This window comes from Acidobacteriota bacterium, assembly GCA_016196035.1.
Taxonomy (GTDB): domain Bacteria; phylum Acidobacteriota; class Blastocatellia; order RBC074; family RBC074; genus JACPYM01.
Genome location: JACPYM010000080.1, coordinates 12,102 through 32,562, shown reverse-complemented (window position 1 = coordinate 32,562; position 20,461 = coordinate 12,102). Strand labels below are relative to the sequence as shown.

General features: G+C 59.3%; 18 protein-coding genes. 6 read left to right on the top strand and 12 right to left on the bottom strand.

Going from position 1 to position 20,461, the window contains the following annotated elements; all coding sequences use genetic code 11:
- Positions 1 to 83: 83 nt before the first annotated feature.
- The 5 genes from msrB to HY011_23585 all read right to left on the bottom strand — a co-directional run bounded on the left by msrB (position 84) and on the right by HY011_23585 (position 5,812).
- Complete coding sequence (gene msrB, locus HY011_23605; GenBank protein ID MBI3425927.1) at positions 84 to 578, bottom strand: peptide-methionine (R)-S-oxide reductase MsrB; 495 nt, start codon at positions 576 to 578, stop codon at positions 84 to 86.
- Between the two features lie 295 nt (positions 579 to 873).
- On the bottom strand, positions 874 to 1,410 hold the full coding sequence (locus tag HY011_23600; protein MBI3425926.1) for an ankyrin repeat domain-containing protein: 537 nt from the start codon (positions 1,408 to 1,410) through the stop codon (positions 874 to 876).
- Positions 1,411 to 1,477: 67 nt separating this feature from the next.
- Positions 1,478 to 1,996, bottom strand: a complete 519-nt coding sequence (locus HY011_23595; GenBank protein MBI3425925.1) for a hypothetical protein — start codon at positions 1,994 to 1,996, stop codon at positions 1,478 to 1,480.
- A 49-nt stretch (positions 1,997 to 2,045) separates the two neighbouring features.
- Positions 2,046 to 5,108 (bottom strand): PSD1 domain-containing protein, encoded by a 3,063-nt coding sequence (locus HY011_23590; GenBank protein MBI3425924.1) that lies wholly within the window; start codon positions 5,106 to 5,108, stop codon positions 2,046 to 2,048.
- A 494-nt stretch (positions 5,109 to 5,602) separates the two neighbouring features.
- Positions 5,603 to 5,812, bottom strand: coding sequence for a hypothetical protein (locus HY011_23585; GenBank protein MBI3425923.1), 210 nt, complete (start codon positions 5,810 to 5,812; stop codon positions 5,603 to 5,605).
- A gap of 568 nt (positions 5,813 to 6,380) precedes the next feature.
- Here HY011_23585 and HY011_23580 point away from each other — a divergent pair.
- The 3 genes from HY011_23580 to HY011_23570 all read left to right on the top strand — a co-directional run bounded on the left by HY011_23580 (position 6,381) and on the right by HY011_23570 (position 8,395).
- Complete coding sequence (locus tag HY011_23580) at positions 6,381 to 6,770, top strand: BON domain-containing protein (GenBank protein MBI3425922.1); 390 nt, start codon at positions 6,381 to 6,383, stop codon at positions 6,768 to 6,770.
- Positions 6,771 to 7,065: 295 nt separating this feature from the next.
- Complete coding sequence (locus HY011_23575) at positions 7,066 to 7,584, top strand: hypothetical protein (GenBank protein ID MBI3425921.1); 519 nt, start codon at positions 7,066 to 7,068, stop codon at positions 7,582 to 7,584.
- 226 nt (positions 7,585 to 7,810) lie between these two features.
- Entirely contained in the window at positions 7,811 to 8,395 is a 585-nt protein-coding gene (locus HY011_23570) for a DUF421 domain-containing protein (protein MBI3425920.1), read from the top strand.
- Between the two features lie 93 nt (positions 8,396 to 8,488).
- On the opposite strand, the gene HY011_23565 is transcribed toward HY011_23570, so the two are convergent.
- Positions 8,489 to 9,694: a DUF2252 domain-containing protein gene (locus HY011_23565; GenBank protein MBI3425919.1), complete on the bottom strand. Its 1,206-nt coding sequence runs from the start codon at positions 9,692 to 9,694 to the stop codon at positions 8,489 to 8,491.
- 483 nt (positions 9,695 to 10,177) lie between these two features.
- A complete protein-coding gene (locus HY011_23560) occupies positions 10,178 to 10,408 on the bottom strand; it encodes a hypothetical protein (protein MBI3425918.1) in 231 nt (76 codons plus the stop codon).
- Between the two features lie 842 nt (positions 10,409 to 11,250).
- On the opposite strand from HY011_23560, the gene HY011_23555 reads away from it, so the two are divergent.
- From HY011_23555 to HY011_23545, 3 genes are read left to right on the top strand one after another with little or no spacing between them, the layout of a single operon-like run.
- The gene (locus HY011_23555; protein ID MBI3425917.1) at positions 11,251 to 13,380 is read left to right on the top strand and encodes an ATP-binding cassette domain-containing protein; all 2,130 of its coding nucleotides are present in this window, start codon (positions 11,251 to 11,253) and stop codon (positions 13,378 to 13,380) included.
- Between the two features lie 26 nt (positions 13,381 to 13,406).
- Positions 13,407 to 13,979 (top strand): hypothetical protein, encoded by a 573-nt coding sequence (locus HY011_23550; GenBank protein ID MBI3425916.1) that lies wholly within the window; start codon positions 13,407 to 13,409, stop codon positions 13,977 to 13,979.
- Between the two features lie 24 nt (positions 13,980 to 14,003).
- Positions 14,004 to 16,400, top strand: coding sequence for a glucan 1,4-alpha-glucosidase (locus tag HY011_23545; GenBank protein ID MBI3425915.1), 2,397 nt, complete (start codon positions 14,004 to 14,006; stop codon positions 16,398 to 16,400).
- A gap of 212 nt (positions 16,401 to 16,612) precedes the next feature.
- Here the strand turns inward: HY011_23545 and HY011_23540 are convergent, their stop codons facing one another.
- The 5 genes from HY011_23540 to HY011_23520 all read right to left on the bottom strand — a co-directional run bounded on the left by HY011_23540 (position 16,613) and on the right by HY011_23520 (position 20,449).
- Complete coding sequence (locus HY011_23540) at positions 16,613 to 17,689, bottom strand: hypothetical protein (protein MBI3425914.1); 1,077 nt, start codon at positions 17,687 to 17,689, stop codon at positions 16,613 to 16,615.
- A 177-nt stretch (positions 17,690 to 17,866) separates the two neighbouring features.
- Entirely contained in the window at positions 17,867 to 18,355 is a 489-nt protein-coding gene (locus HY011_23535) for a hypothetical protein (protein MBI3425913.1), read from the bottom strand.
- A gap of 130 nt (positions 18,356 to 18,485) precedes the next feature.
- Positions 18,486 to 18,938: a hypothetical protein gene (locus HY011_23530; GenBank protein ID MBI3425912.1), complete on the bottom strand. Its 453-nt coding sequence runs from the start codon at positions 18,936 to 18,938 to the stop codon at positions 18,486 to 18,488.
- Positions 18,938 to 19,093, bottom strand: coding sequence for a hypothetical protein (locus HY011_23525; protein ID MBI3425911.1), 156 nt, complete (start codon positions 19,091 to 19,093; stop codon positions 18,938 to 18,940). The genes HY011_23530 and HY011_23525 overlap by 1 nt, the downstream gene beginning before the upstream one ends.
- A gap of 195 nt (positions 19,094 to 19,288) precedes the next feature.
- A complete protein-coding gene (locus HY011_23520) occupies positions 19,289 to 20,449 on the bottom strand; it encodes a PP2C family protein-serine/threonine phosphatase (protein ID MBI3425910.1) in 1,161 nt (386 codons plus the stop codon).
- Positions 20,450 to 20,461: the final 12 nt, after the last annotated feature.

Below are 20,461 nucleotides of genomic sequence, written 5' to 3'. Positions count from 1 at the left end.
TTCGGTCAGCAGGTTCGATTAGTCTCCTTTACGTGGTCAATCGCCACAACGAGATGATTCAACCTCTGACCTATCTACTCCAGCTACTTTCGCAACTGGAGTTTACCGCCGCACCTCTTACTCATCATGCCGTCTCCTTTGATCTTTTTCAGTGAGACAGCATTCATGCAATAGCGCAATCCGCTGGGCGCAGGCCCGTCGGGAAACACGTGCCCCAAGTGTGCGTCGCAGGTGTTGCAGACCGTTTCGACCCTGACCATCCCGTAAGACTGGTCGGCGTGATAGGCAATCGCATTGTCTTTGATCGGTTGCGTAAACGAAGGCCAACCCGTCCCGCTTTCAAACTTTTCGCTGGCATCGAACAGCAGCGTGTCGCAGCAAACACAGCCGTATAACCCCGGCTCGAATAGGCTGCACATTTCCGAACTGAAGGCCCGTTCGGTGCCGTGCTGGCGCGTCACGAAGTATTGCTCCGGCGTCAATTGCGCCCGCCATTCTTCATCGGGTTTGAACACTTTGCGTTCGGGTTCCAGGTTTCCCTCTCTTGCCAATCGAAGCACATCGAACCATTTCAACATTGAACTTTGCTCCTTTGATTGCGGGCAGCGCCAATATTCGCCGCCGATTCTCTTTTCTTCGTCGCGTAGCGACGGTTTGAATTTAGCCGTGGGTTTTCAACCCACGGAAACGATCAGCAAGCCAACCACGTCGCGTCAGCGACGTTTGAATATCAGCGAAAGATTCAATTCAGGTGTCGCTGACGCGACACGGGGATTTCCTTTCCAGCTTTCCGTGGGTTGAAAACCCACGGCTAAATTCAGCCACCGCTAACGCGGTGAAAACCTCGGCATCATTGCGCTTTTGCGTGTTTATTTAAGCAACTGCGCCGTGTCGCCGGAGCAATTCATCAATTTGTTCATTGCCCGTCGGATATTCTGCTTCATCCACACGCGCTCCAGCATCGAGCAATGCCTCAATAATTGGCAACTGGTCGCCGCGCGGTTCGTGAATGGCTGCCCAGACAGCCGTTCCCAGCGCCGTCCCGCCATACATGCTGCGCGTTTCCAGCGGCGTCTGGTGTTGCAGCAACAAGCGAACGACCTCCAACTGCCCGCGATTGGCCGCCCAATGCAAGGCATTCAGCCCCGTCCCGTTGCCTGCCTCGGCGTTTACGCCGTGCTGAATCAGAGTTTCGGCAACGGTGGTGCAACCGAGGAAGCAGGCACAGGACAAGGCTTCCGCCAACGCTTTCGGTTCATTTGCAAACAACCCTTGTTCAACCCAAACGATGATGGCACAACGCTGTCCAGCTTCAGGCTTGTCGTCCGCAAACAACGGGGCAAGGCGCGAAAAGTCTCCTGCCAGCAGCCCAGCGATAGCATCTGGAAATACAATCTTATTACTACCCATGCTGATTCCGATCACACTAAGAAACTGCCGACAGATGAGGTCTAAAGCTCCATGTAGATGCCGCTTGTTATTTCAATACCAACCCCCAAATTCCTGCAAGTGTATAAATCGCAAGCACACCAGCCCAGAAGTTCTTAGCTGAGTCGTTCATCAACTTAAAATAGTCGCGTTCTATTTTGCAGGTGTCTAAGTCAAACTCCTTGTCTATCAACCAACGTTCAAAAGCACGCGCTTCAAGCCAAGACCATGTGGGAAGTGCCACTGATACAATCAGTGCCCAGATTAGCCCCAATAGTTTTGCCCACCAGAGGTTTTTTAGACCGGTTCCAAGCTCGCTCCCAAATAAGAGGTATAAAGCCGCTGGGGCGAGAGCGATGCTGGCATATATGACTGAAGCAATGTAATGAATAGGTAAATTACCAAAAATTCCATCCGTGCGGTTATACCATTGTGGGGCTGTAATCACTTGGGGAATCTTGATTCCTGTCGCTCGTGGGGCTGTAATCGCTTGGGTGTTATTGATTTCTGTCACTACTTGCCGATTCCTATCAGCTACCGTTGGCACGCTTTTCTTAATCTTTGTCATTTGGCCTCCACAAATTAATTGCTCAACTGGTTTATCGTCCTGCACCCTCTTACTCCCGCGTGATGAAGTTGTCCGTATTGAACAACACCCGCGCCGCCGCCGTCAGCGCCGCAGCTTGCGCTTCGGTCAAGCCGGCTTTCGTCAACTCTTTGCCCACCAGCGCCGCGGCCGTTGCGGGTTGGCTGGTGAAGCCTTGCGCTTGCCGCTCGACGTAACTACGCAAGGCGGCGAGTTCCGTGGCGCTTGGCGGGCGGCTAAAACACAACGCGAATGCGTGCCGCAAGCGCGCATCCAGCGTCGCGGTGAATTCGCCCGGCACATCGCGCACAAGCCGTGCGGCCAGACCTTGCGCGATTTCGAGGAAGGCCGGGTCGTTCGCCAGCGTCAAGGATTGCAACGGCGTATTGGAACGTTGCCGCCGCGTGCAGACGGTCTGGAAATCGGGCGAGTCGAACGTCGTGAACAGCGGGTATGGCGCGCTACGATAAAACTGGGTATAGAGCGCGCGGCGAAAGCGTTCGGCTCCTGTGGCCGCCACCCAGTTCTTTTTGTTTTGCGTGAAGGCGTAGACGCCGTCGGGTTGCGGTGGACGCACACTGGGGCCGCCGATGCGTGGGTTGAGCAGGCCGCTGGCGCTCAGGGCGGCATCGCGCACGATTTCGGCTTCGACACGGAAGCGTTCCTGCCGGGCCAGCAACAGATTGCGCGGGTCAGCTTCGCTCAGGTCTTTGCGTGCGTCGGAGGCTTGCCGATAGGTGGCGCTGTTGACGATGAGGCGGTGCATGGCTTTTAGGCTCCAGCCTTGGCGGATGAATTCGCCCGACAACCAGTCAAGCAATTCGGGATGCGTGGGCAGTGAGCCTTGCGTTCCGAAATCCTCTTCGGTCTCGACGATGCCGCGCCCGAAATAATGCAGCCAGACGCGATTCATGGTGACGCGCGGCGTGAGCGGGTTGGCCGCATCAACCAGCCACTTGGCGAGATCGAGGCGCGTGCGTGTTTTGGCGGTTTCGGGCAACGCGGGCGCGATGGCGCTGAGGACGTTGGGTTGCAATACGCCCGCGGCTTTGTCGGGGCGCGTGAAATCGCCGCGCGTCAAAATGTACGATTCGCGCGGCACGTTGGTGTCGTGCATGACCATCGCCAGGACGGCATTGCCCGCCTGCTTTTCTCTGACCGCGCGCGCCGAGGCAAAGGCGGCGTTGATTTGGGCTTGTTGTTCGGGCGTGCGCGCCTTCGTGGCGGTTTTGAGCGCTGCCAGCAATGACGCGCCACGGGCATCGTGCGGCGTTTCGGTCGCGATTTCGATTTTGAAATGACCGAGGCCGCGCCCTTCGCTGGCGTCGTGCCGTAAGATGAAGAGCAACTGGCGGCTGGCGAACGCTTTGTTCTGTCCAAACACAAAGGTGGCTGCGTGCGGTTTGGTGTCCGCCTTGATTGACCAACCTGTACGCCGATCACCGTCGGTTGCCGCGCGGGCCGGAGCGGCGCTTTGCTCATCATCGGCAAAGGCCTCGCTGAAACGATGGCTGCCGCCTTCCGATTCGATATAAAACTCGCTCAAGGCGAATGAACCATCCGCGCCCAAGCCGGGGCCATTTTGCGGCAAGGCTGCATGCGGCAAGACGCTCAAGCGCACGGCGGCGACGCGCGGGGAACGAATCCTGACCAGGATGCGATAGGCGTCATTTTGCGAGGCGTTCGAGGTCGTCAAAAACGAGCCGTCTGCCAAACGTTGCAACTGGCCGTGGGCTTCGGTGTCGAGTTTGACAACCTCGAACGGCAGCCACTCAACGACTTTGTTCGGTGCCGTCACCGCCGGATTGCGTTCGAGCCGGGCGATCTCTGTGCGTTCCCATTCATCCTGCTGCAATTCGCCGCGCGACATCGCACGTGGCCCGCGCTGGGCCAGCGGCGTATCGGTTGGTTCGGCATCTGCTTCAGGTTTGCCAAACAGTTCGCCGCGTTGGACAGGCACCACCGGGCCTTGGTTGTTGTAATCCATCGTCGAGTTAAAGAAGGCGACAAGCTGGTAATACTCTTTGTGCGGGATGGGATCGAATTTGTGTGTGTGGCATTGCGCGCAGCCTACAGTGAGGCCGAGCCAGACCGCGCCCGTCGTGTTGGCGCGATCCAGCACCTGTTCGACGCGCGCCTGTTCGGGGTCTACGCCGCCTTCTTCGTTGATGACGGTGTTGCGGTGAAAGCCGGTGGCGACGAGTTGCGCTTTTGTCGGATTGGGCAAGAGGTCGCCCGCGAGTTGTTCGATGGTAAATTGGTTGAACGGCTTGTCTGCGTTGAGCGCCTGAATCACCCAGTCGCGGTACGGCCACATGGCGCGTTCGCCATCAATCGTGTAGCCGTTGGAATCGGCATAGCGCGCCTGATCGAGCCAATGCCGCCCCCAGCGTTCGCCATAATGCGGCGAAGCGAGCAGCCGTTCGACGAGCGCGGCATACACCGTGTCTTGCTGACGCGGCGTCGCTTTCTCAAATGCTTTGACGAACGCTGCGACTTCAGTTGGCGTTGGCAGCAGGCCCGTCAAATCAAGCGAGACGCGGCGTATCAAGGTGCGCGCGTCGGCTTGCGGCGAAGGCTGAATACCTTCGCGTTCAAGCCGCGCCAGAATGAAGCGGTCAATTCCGTTGCGCGCCCAGTTGGTATTTTTGACGGCGGGCGGTTCCGTTGTCGCGAGCGGTTGAAAGGCCCAATGGCCTTGATACTTGGCGCCCTGTTCGATCCAGCGTCGCAACAAGGCGGCCTCGGCGGGCGTGATGGCCGCTTTGTTGGCGGCGGCGGGCGGCATCATTTCGCCCGGTGTGTGTGAGGTGACGCGCCGCAGCAATTCGCTTTCGTCCGGCTTGCCCGGCGCAATCGCGCGATAACCGCCGCGATCTTTGGTTGCGCCTTCAAAGGTGTCGAGGCGCAAGCCCGCCTTGCGGTTTTTTTCGTCCGGCCCGTGACAAAAGAAACAACGGTCGGACAGCAACGGGCGGATGTCGCGGTTGAACTGCACATCCTGTGCGGCAAACACCGGCACTGGCTTATGCCAGGCCAGCGAAACCGAAAAAGCCAGGAGCGCCAAGCTCAGACAGAGTTTCAAGCGTGTCATAGTTTTATCTGGGTTGCCGAAAGACCTGCGACAGACTCATCCGAAAGCGCGTCGAAGTGGGCGATTTCCTTGATTGACCTTGTGAGTGCGAAAGTTTGAGGCTTGCCGACAGCGCCGCCAATCCTCACCGGATGCGGTTGAAATGTACTTCACTATGCGTCCGCCCGCCAGTCCGCCCGCCAGTCCGACCGCAGGTTGTTATCTGAATCTCGATTTTGTTCGTCGCCCGCGCTGGGCGCGTTTGCTCCTGGCTGCCGTGCCAGCCGCGCGCAAAGGACTGGACACGGAACTCGTGCCGCGGCAGAGCTGTTCGTCATTACGCCCACAGGCCGCAGGGGAGAGGTGGCACGCGCGTCGCGGGCGTTGTGATCGTTGATGATCACTGGTTCACCGATTAGGGGGGCGACTGACCTGCGGCGGCGGGTGGCTGGTAGCCGCTTGTAGGTTCAAAGCGAAACCTCGGTAAGCCCCGCAGGCTTGCGGGCGCACCGTGCTTAGTTCGTCGTGATGGACGGGGTGAAGAGCGCGGCAAAGGCGACGCGCGGATTTGGCGGTTGAACGGCTTGTCGCTGTTGTACCCAGCCCCGCGTAACGGCCAGGGGCGTACTCGTTACGTTGGTGGAATGCGGATGGCTGGCCGGCGACGTGGAAGCGCCTTCCGTGTGCTGTTCGGGGCGTTTGATCAGTTTTGCTTTTGGCGCCATGGACATCCTCCTCAACGAATGTGCCCGGTTTGGGCAGTTGCCTGACCGTTTGGCAACCGATATGCCAAAGCCTGTCACCGGCTCCCCCACCGCGTTGCGGGCGGTATTTGCAGGCAAACAGCGCCGCCGTCAGCATCGTTTGTTGCGCGTTTGTTGCGCGTTTGTTGTGTTTGATGCGTGGCGCTTTGGTCAGCGGGTTAAGACCCGTTACACAAACGACACAACCCGCTGCTTCCGTCAAAGGTGAATCGCCTAGTAAATGGAAGAGAAACGCAGATTGCGTGACTGGCACATCCATTGCACACCGCACGACTGCCGCGAGCAAACGTTCGAGGCCGCCGCAGCAACCGGATCATGGCTGCGTGTTCCGGTTGATTGATCCAGCACAACGACAACAACCAGCTTTCCAGCAACGAGGCTGCCCGCATACGGTTCCCGGCGTAGGTAGTCCCAAGCAGTACCGGCGCAAGTTTGTAGCAAAGGCGCCGACGCGCGCGAGGGTGGTGGAATGGGCGCGTCGTTGCTGAATTGTCTGATCGGTATTTAAGCGAGGCATGGAGGAAAACCTATGACGAAGATGAAAGCAATGATCGGGAGCGCGACTTTGGCGGGGTTGTTGGCGGTCGCCGCCGCCGCCCAAACGCCCATGCCACCGACGAAAACGGTTGCACCTGTTAAAACAGAAAAAAAGGCAAAAGCCACCGTGGTCAAAAGCGACGCCGAAATTCAGGCTGACATTCAAAAGCGGCTGGCGGCTGCGCCGAAGTTGAAAGCGGAAAACATCAGCGCCACGGTGGCGGGCGGCGTTGCCACCTTCACCGGTACGGTCAAGAACTCAGGCAGTAAGGGCGGTGTCAGCAGCCTCGCCAGAGCCGCTGGCGCGAAATCCGTCGTCAACAACATCACCATCGAAAAACCGCTGAAACCGGCCAAGGCGGCGGCTCCGGCGAAACAATAACTTACGCGCGCTACTGTTCGTGAACGTGCCCGTCTCGCATGCGCCAGTCCGGTCACTTAACTTGGGGGGAAGGGGGGCCGGGTTTGGTTTGGCTGCGTCGAGCGCGTTCACGAGCAGTTGGTGGGGCGGGAACGAAAATGGAGGCAAGGAGGGACTGTGTTGCTTGTTGAGCAGGATCATTGCAATGCAAGCGGCACGGACGGGCGCGTGGCGGCGTTTTCCAGTGGTGAGGAGTCAACACCGCCGCGCGCCATAAACTGTGTAAAGACGCCAAGCGCGTCAGAAGGAGAAACGCATGGGTTGGCAAGATACCCTGGGCGGCCTGGTCAATCAGGTCACAAGCAAGCAGCAAGCCTCCGAAACAACTTCAACCGAGGCGGCGGCTGGTACTGAAACTGGTACTGAAAGCGGATTGCTTGGGTCGGTGCTGGGCGCGGCGGTGACCTCGTTGGGCGGCGCGCCGCTGGCCGAACGGCTCAATCAGGCGACCAGTTTTCTCGCGCCGGAACAAAAACGGGAACTGGTTGGGGGACTGCTGGGCAGACTCGGCGTTTCCGGTGCGGGGGCGCAGGCACTGTTGCAACAACTCGGCATCAATCCCGCCGTCGCTGATGACCCGCACGACGCGACGCCGGAGGAACTGGCCCGGCTGGCGCAGCACGCCGCGGATAACAGCGAAACCACTGCCGACGACGGCGCTGTGCCTGCCGCAGGCGCCACTGCCATTGACGATCCGGAACCTGGTGACAATGATGGCGACGTGCACAACGAAGCTGACACTTCGGCTGACACCTGGGAGGATCAAGTGAAGTAACGGACTGACTTCTATCCTCTATGGGTTGTTGGGGCTGTCGGTGACAAGAGCTACCGATAGCCTTTTTTTATAGGGCTTACGCAAAACGCGCGCAAGCTGGCCACAGAGGCACGGAGTCACAGAGATTTTCGGCTCTCATGGCGAGATTCTCTGCTCTCCTCCGTGTCTCTGTGGCAAATTCCTGCGTAAGTCCTATTTTATTTCGCCTATCCGGGAGAAGTTACCTATGCCACTCACGATCTTCGCACGATCCGCCACCGACATGTTCCACCTCACGCTGCCCATCGCGGAGAAAATGCTCCGCCCGATCATCGTTTACGTCTTTCTGGTGGTGGTGTTGCGCGTGTTCGGCAAACGCGAACTCGCGCAACTCAATCCCTTTGATCTGGTCGTGCTGTTGTCGCTCTCAAACACCGTGCAGAACGCGATTATCGGCGATGACACTTCCGTGACTGGCGGCCTGATTGGCGCGTTCACGCTGCTGGCGGTGAACTATCTGGTGGTGCGCTTTCTCTTTCGCCACCGCCGCCTCGACCAAATTGTTGAAGGCTCCCCCGCCGTGCTCGTTGAAAACGGTTGCGTCCAGCCGCGAGTGTTGGCGAAAGAACTCTTGACCGAGTCTGAGTTGCTGACGGTCGCGCATCGTCAGGGCTTCAAAAATCTGAACGAGATCGAACGCTGCGTGCTGGATCCCTGCGGCACGTTTTTTATCGAAGCCAAAACGCCGCCGCTGGCTGAACGCCAACACGCCGCACTGCTCGCGGAGTTGGCGGAGATCAAACAACAACTCGCGCAACTTCGGCTTGGTTGAGCCTGGCGCGTTGTGTCAGCTTGGCTGTGTCTTGAAAGCTGGGCCTTGAAAACTGTGCCTTGAAAACTGTGCCTTGAAAGCGGGGTCTTTTCGTTACCGGCTAAGCTGGTCATCCGTAGCTTGCGCAAAGCAGCGGTAATCTTCGGCTGTTTGGCGTGCGTAAGCGCGCGCGTGTTTCAGCACGGCGTTGCGCCACTGCCGCTGTTTGGCAAAAGCCATCAGGTCATCGGCTGGCGCCGCGCCCAGCCTGCCGCTGGCGCGCAATTGATCCCAGGCCGTCAATGCGCCCATCGTTGCCAGTAGTTCGGTCAGTGGCTTGAGGCGCGCGTTGCGGGCATTGAGGCGCACGCGATCCTGTAGCGGTTGCAGTTCGCGCAGCACGAACGACTTGTCTTCAAAGCGCAACGCGCTGAGCAGGGCGGGCGGCGTAGCTTGAAAATGTTCCTGCACGGCGACCACGCGCGCGGCTTCGTTTGGCCATTTGGGTTGCGCCAGCGGCAGAAACGGGGCGAGGCAAGACCCCGGCTCTGCTTTGAAATCCAGCAGATAGTTTCCGGCTGGCGAGCCTTTGCCTTCGACCAGCAGTACGTAACGTTCCACGCCCAGGCTGCCCGTTCCCGCGATGCGTTGCGCCACATCAAGCAGTTTGAAAAAGCCCGGTTCGGGCTGCGTCGCGGCCCACGCTTTCAACAACGTTTTAATCCGTTGCCGTGCCGGCGTGGAAACTGGCAGCGCACGTTTGCCATCCATCACGAAGCGGCGTTGTTGCTGCTTGATTTCCGTGCGTTCAGCCAGAAAATCCTGACGGCGGCGGGTGACCAACGCCAGCAGTAATTGTTTGACCAAACCCGTGGCAGTTTCCTTTTCCACCCAGCGCGCTTGTCCTTTGGTCAACGCGCGCGCGTAAGCGTCGAGGTAGCTTGCGCACAGCGCCAGGCCGTCGTGCGCACTGAGCTTCAGCGTGGTCGCCGCCAGCAGCACGCTGGTCAGCATGCGCGTCACGTCCCAGGTGCAAGGCGCGAGGGCCGCTTCGTCGAAATCGTTGATGTCGAAATAAATCAACCGATTGTCGCCCTTGTAGCTGCCGAAATTTTCCAGATGCAGATCACCGCAACTCCACACGGGCGGCGCATCGTTGAGCGAAGATTGCTGAGGCCAGTCTTCGTAAAACAGATGGCAGGCGCCGCGAAAGAAGGTGAAAACATCCGCGCGCATGGCTTGGTATTTCAGTTTCAACAGTTGTTGGTCGCGTCCCGCATTGAAACGCCGGATTCGCTCGATGGTGTGATTCGCTTTCATGGCAGCCTCTTTTGTCTGAGACGGGTCAGTCCTCTGCACAAAGACTTCGTCTGGATTGCGCGTCAAGCTATAGACTTCAAGAAAAAGAATTTCCGTAGCCAGCTCCAACGGAGCGTTAGCCAACAGCCTGGGGTGCAGCCCCAGACGCACATTGAGTCGTTGTGCGAAGCCCTGAAAGGGCGGCAGCAGCTCTAGACTTGGCTGCCGCCCTTTCAGGGCTTGCCGAACTTGGCTGCCGCCCTTTCAGGGCTTGCCGAACCATTTGCACGAATTCCCAGGGCTGCACCCTGGGCTGTTGGCTGGTCGTCCCTTTGGGACTTTTCGGAAATTCTTTTTCTTAAAACTATATGATTGCGGGCGTGCCGCCCAATCCGCCGCGCGCGGTCTAAGCCCAGAGCTTGTACCACGCGAGTGGCGCTACAGCTAATTGCAACTGACGCTTGTTCCTGGCCATTGTGGACGGGCGGATCAACGACAAGCTTTTCAGGTTAGCCTTTGCCGCCCAAAGCGCAGCAACAGTCCGCCCAGCAGCAAGGCCAGCGCGCAACCGATGATGAAGGGCTTGCCGAAACGCAGTTCAAAAAAGAGCCGTTCCAGCAACGCAAACAGCGCGACAGCCCCACCCAGCGTCAGACAGAACACGCCCAGCGTCAGCAAAAGGAAGCGCGTGTTTTCACTCAACTGCATAAACTTCTTGTGCTCTTCGTAGTGCATTACCACACTTCCATCCTTTCCTAACTGTCGCCTTTCAGCTTCGTCTCACCCGTCAATACGACCACGCCAGAACGCGCAACGACAGTGGGCGTGGCACCACTGCGCCGGCCAAATTTATAAATGATGTTACGCAGGCGAAGAATTGCAAGAAAGGTTGACACCCTCTGTGTGCCGAAGGCACAGCGGATTTTAGCCGGTGGTGGAGGCCTCGCCGCAACCACCGGAAGCAGGCGCACACGTCCCGCGCCCCGGGAAGGGCGCGGGACAAGCCTCCCCAATCAACAGCCACACAACGGTGTCTAACCTTGCTCCCGTGTCCGCACAGAAGTTGCGATAGCGTAGCGGGCAGGCTCAGTCCTGCGCCCCATCCGGGGCGTGCGCCCCATCCGGGGCGTGCGTGGCTGGCGTGCCGGGTTCCGGTGGTTGCGGCGAGGCCTCCACCACCGGCTAATCTCCCGCGCGCCTCCGGCGCAAAGAATTGTCAAATCCGAGCCGAACTTTCTTACTGCGTAACATCAGTTTATAAAAGAATGACGTCCTCTCTCGCCCTCTTTCCTCCCTGTGGTTAAGCGTGTTATTGACTACGCGCCAAACTGCTTAGTAATTTGCGTGCCAGCGCGAAACAAACTGGAAAAGCCGGTAACATCTGATTTCGCCAACCCCACGGCTCAATTGGTTGTGGCAAGTTGGGAGCGCCAGATTGTGCCGCTGCCAAACGGCCCCACACGGATGAGGGGCGGGAACTGAACGCCGCCGCCGCTGGGCCGCGCTCGCTGATTCAACCGAGCTGTGACCGAGTTGTGACCGAGTTGTGACCGAACTTTGACCGAACTTCACACGCTATGCACACAGACACTGCCGAACCTGTTTCGCCAGCCATTGACGAGGCCGAAAAGCTGCGCCCCTGGCAGACGTTGTGGCAGTTGGCGCGGCTTTATCAGGGGAAGTTCCTCGTCGTGGTTTTATTCTCGCTGTTGGCAACCGGGAGCGATTTGCTGGCGCCGCTGATTTACCGCACCGCCATCAATGACGTCGCCGGTCTGTTTGTAGCCAGCGGCGAAAGTCCGGACGACACGCAACTTACGGATGACGAAACGCTGCCGCCCCTCACGCCGGTTTCACCGACGCCCGCAACTAGCCCCAGCGCCACGCCGTCCCCCACCGCTACACCAGCCGCCGTTGCTGGGCCTTCTCCCACGGCTACGCCGCGTGGCAATAAGCGCGGGGTACGCGGCAACCGCCGCCGCCGCCGCGCTGAAACCCCGGTCAAAGCTGGACAACCGGAGCCTGCGCCGGAACCGCACCGCCGCGATTACGTCGCGCCGCGCACCCCGACGCAAACGTTCTCCACCCTGATGTGGTCAGTCTTGCTGTTGTTGGCGATCAACGTCTTTGGCCGCATCTTTTCAGTGCTGGCCGACAATCGCACGGTCTGGCTGGGCGTGCGCATCGAAGCGGATTTGATTCAGTCCACCTTCGGCCACGTGTTGCGGCTGCCGCTGAGTTTCTTTGGCCAACGCGCCAGCGGGGCGCTCGCCAAACAGATTGATCAATCCGATCAGGTCGCGCCGGTCATCTCCGCGTTTGCGCAAGAGATCGCGCCGGAAGTGATTCGCATGCTCGGCGTCTTTGTCATCATGGCGACGCAAAGCTGGCGCTTGACCTTGCTGGCGCTGGCGTTGCTGCCGCCGTATTTATGGCTCGCGCGGCATTCGGCCAAACGGCTGGCCACCGGGCTGGAAGGCTATTACGAAAAGTGGGAAGACCTGTCGGGCCGCATTCAGGACGGCGTCACAGCCATCAAGACGGTCAAGCTGTCGGGCGCGGAGCCGCGCGAGATGGCGCTCTTTCATGCCCAAGCCAGTGTGGCGAATGCCGATTACCTGCAACGTTCATATCTGGCCAATCGCTTTCACCTGGCCGAATCGGTGCTCGGTTATTTCAGCCAGACGGTCGTGTTCCTGTATGGCGGCTGGCTGGTGTATCAACACGAACTGACGCCGGGCGATGTGGTGATGTTCGTCGCCTATCTGGACATGCTCTATGCGCCGATTGATTCACTCACCGGGTTGGGCGTGCAGTTACAACAGCGCATCGCCTCGCTCAGACGCGCCTTGCGGTTGCTGGTGACGGGCGATGAAGAAACGGGCGCGGCGCAGCTTGAGGTCAGCGCGGGCCGCGTCGAATTTCGGGACGTGTGTTTCGGCTACAACAAGGAACGCGAGGTGTTGCGTGGGTTGAGCTTCACACTGGAGCCGGGCCAGGTGACGGCGCTGGTCGGGACATCGGGCGCGGGCAAGACGACGGTGACGGACTTGCTGCTCAAGCTTTATGAACCGCAAGCCGGGGCCATTCTGATTGATGGCCAGCCGCTCGCCGGCCTCGATCCGGCTGCGGTGCGGCGCGCCGTGGGCGTGGTGGCGGTGGATGGCGCGGTCTTTCGCGGCACGCTGGCCGACAACATCCGCTACAAACGACCTGAGGCCAGTGATGCAGAAGTCGCAGCGGCAGCGCAGGCCGCCGGGTTGGAGCGCACCTTGGAACGCCTGCCCGACGGCTTGCAAACCAAAGTCGGCGAGCGCGGCGTCGGCCTTTCAGTCGGCGAACGGCAGCGGTTGCAAATCGCGCGCGTGCTGGTATCGCAACCGCACATCCTGATTCTCGATGAAGCCACGGCCAATCTCGATTTCGCCACCGAAACGGAAATCAAGCAGGCGCTGAAACAACTCACCCCGCGCCCGACGATCATGGTGATCGCCCACCGGTTCTCGATGGTCGAAGACGCCGATCAAGTGATCCTGCTCAACTGCGGGCGCGTCGTGGCGCAAGGCTCACCGGCGGAATTGATCGCGGCGGGCGGTTGGTTTGCCGAGTTCGCGCAATACAGCGGTGCCAGCCTTGACGAAACTCTCGCAGCGGAGGCTGAAGAATCTGCGGACGAAGAGTCCGGCGAAAACGAGCCGCCCGCGTAAGAGCGCTGCGGTAACATTCAAAAAATATGAGGTCGCGCACGCAAATCCTGCTGTGGTTACTCGTGGTGCTGTTGCCGCTCGCCTTTTGGTTGTTGTTGGCGGTCATCCGGCACGAACGGCTGCGGGCGCTTTACCGGCAGTATTTTCGTGAGGCGCGGCGCGAGCGCCTGTTTTTGTCGGCGCTGAGTTTCTACCTGACCTTTGCCGTGGTGCGTTACATCACGCATTCGATCCACGCCGGACACAAGTTCTTTCGCAACATTTATGTCGAAGGCTTTCATCTGCATCATCTGGTCTGGGGAATTCTGTTGCTGCTCGGCGTCGGCTATCTCTGGCTGATGCAAATCGGCACGGGCGCGGACGCGGAAAATTCGCGCTGGCCTTCGCGGCTGACGGCGGTTTTGTATGGTGTAGGCGCGGCGCTCACGCTGGACGAATTCGCGCTCTGGCTGCGCTTGCAGGATGTGTATTGGGCGCGCGAAGGGCGCGAGAGCGTGGATGCCGTGATTCTCTTCGGCACGTTGTTGCTGATCAGCGCGGCGGGCGCGGCCTTTTTCCGCGCCACCCTGCGCGAGACAATGCGCCTTTTCAAACAATGAGCCGCCGAACTGTAGGAACTTAAAATGGCAACACAGAATCTTATTGCGCCTGGCGCGCCCGGTATTGCGCCGCGCTGGGCTTCGAGCGCCAAAAGCGGTGTCGGGACAGCCATTCGCGAGGAAAGCCGCGTCTGGTTCACCGTTTCTCACGGCATCGTGAATGAGGTTTATTACCCGCGTCTGGATCAGGCCAATACGCGCGATCTCGGGTTCATCGTGACCGCTGGCGCGACATTTTTCTCTGAGGAAAAGCGTCATGCCAGCAGTCAGATCGAGCCGCTGGCGCAGGGCGTGCCGGGCTATTGCCTGACAAATACCTGCCTCGAAGGGCGCTATCGTCTGAACAAAACCATCATCACCGATCCGCAACGCGACGCGCTGTTGCAGCGCGTCAGGTTCGAGCCGCTCAACGGGACGCTCGCCGACTATCATCTGTACGTGCTGCTCGCGCCGCACATCGGCAATTGCGGGTATGGGAATGACGGGTGGGCCGGCGAATACAAAGGTCTTCCGATGTTGTTCGCGCAGCGCGGCGGACTCTTTCTGGCGCTGGCCTGTTCGATTCCATTTGCCGCCATGAGCTGTGGTTATGCGGGTGTGAGCGACGGCTGGCAGGAACTCAATACGCACCGGCGACTCAGCAATACTTATTCGCAGGCTGCCAACGGCAACATTGCCCTGACAGGCGAGATCAACCTGACGGCGAGCCACGGCGGCTTTACGCTGGCGCTCGCGTTCGGCGTCAGCGCGAACGAAGCCGGACAGTTAGCACGGGCCGCCTTGCTGCGCGATTTCGATCAGGCCGAGAACGAATATGTGCGCGGTTGGCAGGATTACCAGGCGCGCTGTCTCGCGCTGGGCCAAGTCAACGCCAGCGGCTTCGACCCTTACCGCGTCAGCACGGCGGTGCTCAAGACGCACGAAGCCACGATCTTTCCGGGCGCGTTGATCGCCAGCCTCTCGATTCCCTGGGGCATGACGAAGGGCGATGAAGACCTCGGCGGCTATCATCTGGTCTGGCCGCGCGATCTGGTCGAAAGCGCGGGCGCGCTGCTGGCGGCGGGAGATGTCGGCGGCGCGCGGCAGACGCTCTTTTATCTGATGTGCACGCAGGAAGCGGACGGACATTGGCCGCAGAATATGTGGCTGGATGGGACGCCTTACTGGTACGGTGTCCAGATGGATGAAACCGCGTTCCCGATTCTGCTGGCCGATCTGCTGCGGCGCGCTGATGCGCTTGACGGGCTTGATCCCTGGCTGCTGGTGCGCCGCGCAGCAGCCTATTTGGTTGCCAACGGCCCAGCCACCCCGCAGGATCGCTGGGAAGAAGACGGCGGCTTTTCGCCCTTTACCTTGGCCGTTGAGATTGCGGCTTTGCTGGCGGCGGCGGACTTCTTCGAGCAGGCCGCCGAAAAGGACGCCGCCGAATATCTGCGGCAGACGGCGGACATCTGGAACGATCACCTGGAACAATGGACGTATGTGACTGACACCGAGTTGGCGCAACAACTCGGTGTCGCGGGTTATTACGTGCGCATCGCACCGCTCGAAACGGAATTCGCTCCGTCTCCGGCCACGGGTTTTGTGCCGATCAAAAACCGCCCGCCGGAAAACAGCAATGCGCCCGCCGGCCATATCGTCAGCCCCGATGCACTGGCGCTGGCGCGCTTCGGCTTGCGCGCGCCCGACGATGCGCGCCTGGTCAATACCGTCAAAGTCATTGACGCGCTGCTCAAAACTGAAACGGCGACCGGCCCGGTCTGGCACCGTTACAACGAAGACGGTTACGGCGAACACGCCGACGGCAGCCCTTTTGACGGCACCGGCAGCGGGCGCGGCTGGCCGTTGCTGGCGGGGGAACGGGCGCACTATGAACTCATGGCCGGCAAGCGCGCCGCTGCCGTGCGGTTGCTGCACGTGATGGAAGCACAAGCCAGCCCTGGCGGACTGCTGCCTGAGCAGGTTTGGGATGCGCCCGACATCCCGGCGCTGGAGTTGTTCAATGGCTGTCCAGCAGGTTCGGCGATGCCGTTGGTCTGGGCGCACGCGGAATACATCAAGCTGCTGCGCTCATTGCGAGATGAGCGCGTCTTCGATTTGCCGCCACAAACGGTCGAGCGTTATCAGCGGCAAGGTATCACTTCAACGCGCACAAGCTGGCGCTTCAACCACAAATGCCGCGCCATTCCTGTCGGGAAAGTGCTGCGCCTTGAAACCCTGTCCCCATGCCGTATTCACTGGAGCGTTGACGCTTGGCGAAGTGTGACCGAAGTGGAAACCGCGGATACACACCTCAATGTGCATTTCGCTGATTTGAGCACGGCGCTACTGCCGCCTCAGACCACAATCGTGTTCACCTTTTTCTGGCTGGAGGCGCAACGCTGGGAAGGCGTCAATTATGAAGTGACCATCAACCCATGAAGACTGACGATTGGCTTGGCAGCCGCAAAGTTCTCAAAACATCCGCCAAAGACGCTCCGCCGACTCCTGACTCCTGACTCCTGAGAGCTTGAAAATCAGCAGCATTTTCAAGCTCTCAGGATCAGGATTCAGCGGAGCCGTTCAAGTGCTCTGGCTGACGACTTTGCAAGAGCACTGACAACGACCCTCAGTATCTTGCTCGACAAACCGAGCTAACGACGGTGCTGCGCCATTTTCGGCGTAGCATCACCGTCGTGTCCCGTCGCATGCCGGTTATTGAGGAGCTGCGTCTCACGCTGATGTTGTTGCTCCAACTCGCGTAATTCTTCGGCGTGGCGCTGGTTCAGGTTGTCGGGAGACAGGCCGTGCGGAGGGTTGTTAAGCTCCTGCTGGTGTCGCTGGTGCAGCCGCTCGCGATCTTCCTGTTGCCGTTGTTGCAGCGTGCGTCTTTCCTCAGTTTGCCGGCGCAGGTTCTCGTCTGAGAACGGATGATTGTCGCGCTCGAGGTGCGGACGGTAGAAGGAAACGCTGCCGCTGTCGGCTTGAAACCGGCGCAGCGCATTCGGCCCTTTGGCTTCCTCGATCCGATAGGTGCGCACGGCTTGCCCCGTGGCTTGTTCGATGCGCCGCGTATCAAACGCCTTGTTGAGAACGCGCTGGTTGATGAACTCATAGCGCGTGATGTTGTTCGTCTCTCTGATCAACGCCACGTTGCGCGGGGCCTGGGCGATGTATGTGGCGAGACGCGGCGCATTGAAATAGCGTTCCTCGACAAAGTTGTAATAGAACGGTGGAATCAAGCTGTCCATCAGTCCTACTTCAACAAAGCCGTTGTCCCAGACAATTTCCGGCGGCAGTGGCGCCCAGCCCAGCCAGTCGTTCCCGTTACGCCATGACACCCACGCCGGCCCCCAATCATAGCCAGGCACCCAAACCCAGCCGATGCCGGTGTCAAAATTCCAGCGCCCGTAATGATAGGTGGCCCAACCCCAATCTTCGTCCGAGTTCCACGTCCAGCCATAATCGGTATAGACCCAATTGCCCACGGTGTATGGACGCCAACGCACGTCAACCACCGTCGGCGTCCACACCAGGCCGTATTTCTCGTGCTGAAACCAGCGCCCGTATGGCGCCAGGGAGGTTTGAAAAACCTCAATGCCGACCGGCGCATTGGGCGTCCTCGCCACGTTCGCGTTCAGTGGGGCGGCCAGCGCCTGGCGCGCCGCGCCGTTCCAGAGCGCCAGACAAAGACCGCCTAGCGCGATTAGTGAAACCATTTTGTGTTTCATAACTCCTCCTTCTTCCTATTCTGTGCCGCGCGCGGATTGAGCCACGGCAATCTGGACAAAGCTTCCGCCGAACCTCGCCCCGGCGTCGGCGCAGGCAGGGAGCTAACCCAGGAACTGCGCCAACACCTGGTTGAGTTATTGCGTAAGCTCTGCTGTCACGGTTGCCGCACACGGCGCTTAGATTGCCCGTTCGATTTGCTTCACCAAATGCCCGACTTTTCGCCCGCCCGCCGCGGTGTAATGCGCGATGGCGTGCGTGCCGACATTGGCAGTATAGGCTGTCCCTTTGACAACGCCTTTGCCTGTATCAATCGTGCAGCGTTTCGTCAGATGCAGGGTTTCGTCAACACATGCCGGAGTTTTGGCGGCGAGAGTCCGCACACCTTTGCCGGTTCCGCTGAACGCGCGCGCCATGAGCTTGGGTGCATCCCTGCCGCCACGTTCAATGCCAATACCGGCGTCTTTCAAACCATGCACGCCAAGCATGGTGGTTTTGCCCGTGAATTTGAACGCTTCTTCGGTTCCATCCGCAGCCTTGACGATGAGCTTGCCAGCCGCATGGTCAACTTTCCTGACCGCGCCGAGTGTGGTGTGGCCTGGAGTTCCCGTGTCCGCGCTCTGGGCCATCGCGCTGATGGCGAAAACCGCAAGCAGTAAAATTGTCATTCCGATTTGTTGCCGCATAAATCCTCTCTCTCTTAGTGGTCACTTTGGGTTGCCCGACGGCTAGCGCGATCCAACTGACTCAGCCGTCGGCATGCGCGTCCCGCTAGTCGAGCCGCCCGCCATTAACCGGCTAGTCAGCTTTTGGGTGCATATGGCGGTGACCCGGAATGTGACGTTGCTCGGGCTTCGTTTCGCCTTTTTTCAGCAACCTTTCATAGTGCGATTCCAGCACCTCACTGCCGGTTTTGTTTCCCTCATCAAATATCTTCGCGAGGAAGTATTGGTCGCCGTACCGGTTGAAAACCAACTCGGCTTTTACGGGGTCTGCCGTTGCCTCTGCATCCCTGACTTGAAAGAGCGCCGAGTGATGTGTGTCTGCGCTCGTGATTTCCATCAGCATCAGCTCAGAATCATCCCGCATCCTGACGGTATATTTGCCCGGCTCAAATTTGGCGTTCCCGGCATGAAAATAGAAGGGAATATCCGCTTCGATTGGCTCCGCCACTTGCGCTTGCGCTTTCATTGCGCCGAAGCCGCCCAGTAGACCCAAAAGCATGAACATGGACATCAATTGCTTTCTCATCACGATTTCTCCTTTTCCTGTTTGTGCCACCCCTGCACGTTGTTTGTCATTGCACGCCTGGCGACGGCCAGCATGTCTTGGTGATCGCCGGTGACCGGCTGGCGGCGCGGCAGTTTCTGTTTTTCAATGCGGTCACTTGCGTTGTTGTTGAGCAAGCGGCATGCCACGGCCCGTTATCATGGGCATGCCATCCAGCACCGAATCGGCCTGTATTGACAGGCCTTTGGCGTAGGTAGGCAGTGTATTTGGCGCGTGTGTGTGAGCGCGCTCAAGGCACTTGGGGCGAGACAGTGTCAGTGTCATCCCACCGCGCCATCTCGCCACAAACCAGTTCGAATGGCGGAGGAGTGTTACGTGATTTTGAGAATCAATAAGGTCTGATCGTCGTTGGGTTCTTGGTGCTCGGTGAATTCGGTCAAGGTCGTAAAGACGGTTTCGAGCAAGGCTTCGGCAGTGCGGGTGTGGTGGGCCACGATGAGCCGGGCGAGGCGCTCCCTTCCGAAATCGTCGCCCTGCCGGTTTTCGGCTTCGGTAATGCCGTCTGAATAGAGCACCAGGATGTCGTTGGACGCTAACTGCACTTGCGCGCTTTCGTATTTCACCCCTTGAAATAAACCCGGCGAGATACCGCCTTTGTCCAGCCAGGCGATTTCGCGCGTGGCGGCGCGGTACCAGAGACCTGGCAAATGGCCGCCGTTGGTGTATTGCAGGGTGCGGTCTGGCGGATTGAGCCGCGCGTAAAAAATCGTCACATAACGCGCCCCATCCGTCACGTCATAAATCAACTGGTTCAGACTGGCGACCACTTCCTGGCATTGCGCCAGACGCGGGGCTTCCAGGCGCAAGGTGGTTTTCAGCGTTGGCACCAGCAACCCGGCGGGCACGCCTTTGCCCGCGACATCGGCCACCACCAAACCCAGCTTGCCGTCTTCCAGTTCGATAAAGTCGTAGTAATCGCCGGCCACCACCTTAGCCGATTCCATCCGCGCCGCCAGGTCAATTCCAGGGCGGAGCGGCGCGCATTGCGGCAACATGCGCCGTTGAATCAGCGCCGCCTGTGCGATCTCTTTGACCATCTCATCACGCTGTTGCCGCACCGTTTCGGCTAGGCTCCGGCGCTGCTGCACCAGTTTACTGACGATCAGCACGACTGCCAGATAACCAGCCAGGCTGATCAGATTGCGCCAGATACTTTCCCACCCTAAATGCTCATAGGGGCCTAGCTCATCCACCAGAAAAACGCAGAGCAGCACCAGCAAAAGCGTGGCGCGCCTGCCCATCACAATAGCTCCGAAGGCGAGCGGGAAAATGTAAAGAAAGCCTAGCGAAAAGGCTCTGACGACCGCATCAACATAGGCGATGATTCCAATGCCCGCGAGCACGAGCAGCACGGCTAGCAATTTGGAGTAGGGCGCGGCGTTTGGCGGCGCATGGTTGAACAACTCATGCGCGACAGGCCGCGCCGAGCTTGTGTGGGAATGGCTTTTTAGCGATACGGTTTCCGTCCTCATTGCAACCACCCT